The organism is Desulfobacula sp. (genome assembly GCF_021107415.1).
This window is the reverse complement of record NZ_JAIOSW010000478.1, coordinates 1-2,615: the sequence shown is the minus strand read 5'-3', so window position 1 is coordinate 2,615 and position 2,615 is coordinate 1. Positions and strand designations below refer to the sequence as shown.

At 43.3% G+C, this 2,615-nt stretch carries 5 protein-coding genes; 1 reads left to right on the top strand and 4 read right to left on the bottom strand.

All coding sequences use genetic code 11. The features are described from left to right. The 4 genes from K8S13_RS23855 to K8S13_RS23840 all read right to left on the bottom strand — a co-directional run. A partial coding sequence (locus K8S13_RS23855) for an alanine--tRNA ligase-related protein (RefSeq protein WP_291466228.1) occupies positions 1–204 on the bottom strand: 204 nt, incomplete at its 3' end. 44 nt (positions 205–248) lie between these two features. Further along, the gene (gene recA, locus K8S13_RS23850; protein ID WP_291466227.1) at positions 249–1,283 is read right to left on the bottom strand and encodes a recombinase RecA; all 1,035 of its coding nucleotides are present in this window, start codon (positions 1,281–1,283) and stop codon (positions 249–251) included. Positions 1,284–1,293: 10 nt separating this feature from the next. Next, positions 1,294–1,734 (bottom strand): phosphatidylglycerophosphatase A, encoded by a 441-nt coding sequence (locus tag K8S13_RS23845; protein ID WP_291466226.1) that lies wholly within the window; start codon positions 1,732–1,734, stop codon positions 1,294–1,296. Positions 1,735–1,779: 45 nt separating this feature from the next. Continuing rightward, positions 1,780–2,496: a LarC family nickel insertion protein gene (locus K8S13_RS23840; protein ID WP_291466225.1), complete on the bottom strand. Its 717-nt coding sequence runs from the start codon at positions 2,494–2,496 to the stop codon at positions 1,780–1,782. Here K8S13_RS23840 and K8S13_RS23835 point away from each other — a divergent pair. Further along, positions 2,411–2,615: hypothetical protein (locus K8S13_RS23835; RefSeq protein ID WP_291466229.1), on the top strand; the 205-nt coding region annotated here is incomplete at its 3' end. The genes K8S13_RS23840 and K8S13_RS23835 overlap by 86 nt on opposite strands.

The following is a 2,615-nucleotide window of genomic DNA, read 5'->3' as shown; positions in this document are numbered from 1 at the left end:
CCTGACACATTTTTGAGAGGTCACGGCCATAGAATAATCCCTTTTCTCATCTCCTGTGAACACACGTTTAAACTGAACCATTCCGGCATTCACAAACAAAAGGGTGGGGTCATCCTGTGGTACAAGAGAAGAAGATCTTACCTGTTGATGATTGTGTTTTTTAAAATACTCGATGAAAATCTTTCTGGCATCATTGCCTGTCATATCACAACTCCTAAATTCACTAAACCATTATGCCCTGATTGCTTTTAACCATTGGTTTCTTTATTCTTATCATTACTGCCAGGGGCTGCAATCCCAAGCTTTTCACGGACTTGCATTTCAATTTTCCCAAAAATGTCCGGGTTGTCAATTAAAAAAAGTTTTACATTCTCTCTTCCCTGACCAATCCTTTCACCTTCAAATGAGTACCATGATCCGCTCTTGTCAACAACCTCAAGCTCAGCACCCATATCCAGCAGATCTCCTGTTCTTGAAATACCTTCCCCGTACATAAGATCAAATTCCACAGTTTTAAACGGAGGGGCCAGTTTGTTTTTCACAACCTTTACCTTAGTGCGGTTCCCGATAATTTCCTGGCCTTCTTTTATAGGAGAAGCTCTTCTGATTTCAAGACGCATGGAAGCATAAAATTTCAAGGCATTACCACCCGTTGTGGTTTCCGGGTTGCCATAGACCACACCGATTTTCATCCGGATCTGGTTGATAAAGATGATGGTGGTATTGGTTTTGCCAATGGTGCCTGCAAGCTTTCTTAAAGCCTGGGACATGAGTCGTGCCTGGAGTCCCATGTGGGAATCGCCCATGTCTCCTTCAATTTCAGCCCTTGGCACAAGGGCTGCCACAGAGTCTACAACCAGGATATCAATGCCGCCGCTTCTGATCAGCATATCCGCAATTTCAAGGGCCTGCTCCCCTGTATCGGGCTGGGACACTAAAAGTTCATCACAATCCACTCCAAGCCGCTTGGCATACGCCACATCCAGGGCATGTTCTGCATCAACAAAGGCTGCAATCCCGCCATCCTTTTGTGCCTGGGCAACTGCATGGAGTGCCAGGGTTGTCTTCCCCGAAGATTCAGGGCCATAAATTTCAATCACCCTGCCCCGTGGATATCCACCAACCCCAAGGGCTTTATCCAGAGCAAGGGAGCCGGTTCGTATCACAGGAACGGCTTCAACTTCCCTGCCGCCCAGTTTCATAATAGAACCTTTGCCGAATTGACGTTCGATCTGGCTCATTGCCGTTTTTACAGCCTTTTCTTTTTCCAAATTATTCTCCATCCCTTTTCTCCTAAAATATACCCGATAAATATAGAATTCTTAACACAACTGCAGAAAAAATGCCTGCCATAATATCATCCAAAACCACCCCTGCACCCCCTGAAAAATTCTCTTCAAAATATCTTACCGGCCCAAATTTCACAATATCAAAAAACCTGAATATAAAAAAACCCGCGACAAGGGTATAGATATTAACGGGAACCATTGACAGTGTTACTACATATCCTGCAATCTCATCAATAACAATACAACCGGGATCTTTTTTCCCCAATATCTTTTCAGCCTGATCTGCAAAATAAATGGCAACAAGGATTAGACCTGTAATATAAATTCCATAAAAAGATGAAGGAATGATTAAAAGAACAAGCGCAAACGGGATCGCTGCAATCGTACCAAACGTTCCGGGTGCAAACGGGATCCTGCCCGAAAAAAATCCTGTGGCAAAAAACATTATGAATTTCTGATGTAAGGTCATTTTGCAGTTCTATATTCTGTATCAGTCCCTGTCAAGTGGATTGGGTCCGGTGGATTGGATACGAGGGTTGGCATCAGCTATAATTTGGTTACAAACATCTTTCAGCGCAATTCTTTTTTCTATTGCTATCCTTTTTGCCACATCATACTCCGGAATAAACCGAACAGTGTTGTCTGGATTGGTGATTTTTTTTACCTGCAATTTTCCAAATGAGGTTTTGACAAATGCCTTTTCTCTTAAAAGAAAGGATCGTTCACATTCATGATATCTCACTCCAATGGATGTGGTCTGGGTGAGTATGATGTGAACAATATTATCCAGATCCTCTTTGCGGCACATCACCTCAATCTGAATTCCGGGTCTGTTTTTTTTCATCTGAACCGGGATATAACAGACATCAAGCGCCTTATTTTCAAACAAGGTTTCCATTAAAAATCCTGAAATTTCAGGGTTCATGTCATCTACATTGGTTTTAACAACATGAATGGCTTCTTTTTGAATGGCTGTTCCTCTTTTCTTTTGATCTCGTATCTCTTCTCCCAGAATTATACGCAGCAGATTGGGAAGAGTTGAGCCGGTATCTCTTTTCCCGGAACCATAGCCGACCTTTTGTATGACCATTTCCGGCACCCTCCCGAAAGAGGAGGCAAGGGTGGTAATAATGGCTGCCCCTGTGGGTGTAACAATCTCTGTTGCTGCATCGGACGGTTTGACGGGAATACCTTTCAAAATTGCCACAGTTGCCGGAACCGGAACCGGTATTTTCCCATGGGATCACATCACAAATCCTGATCCTAAAGCAATTGGGGAGGCATATACCTTTTTAATGCCAAGGTACTCCACACACAGAAAAGATC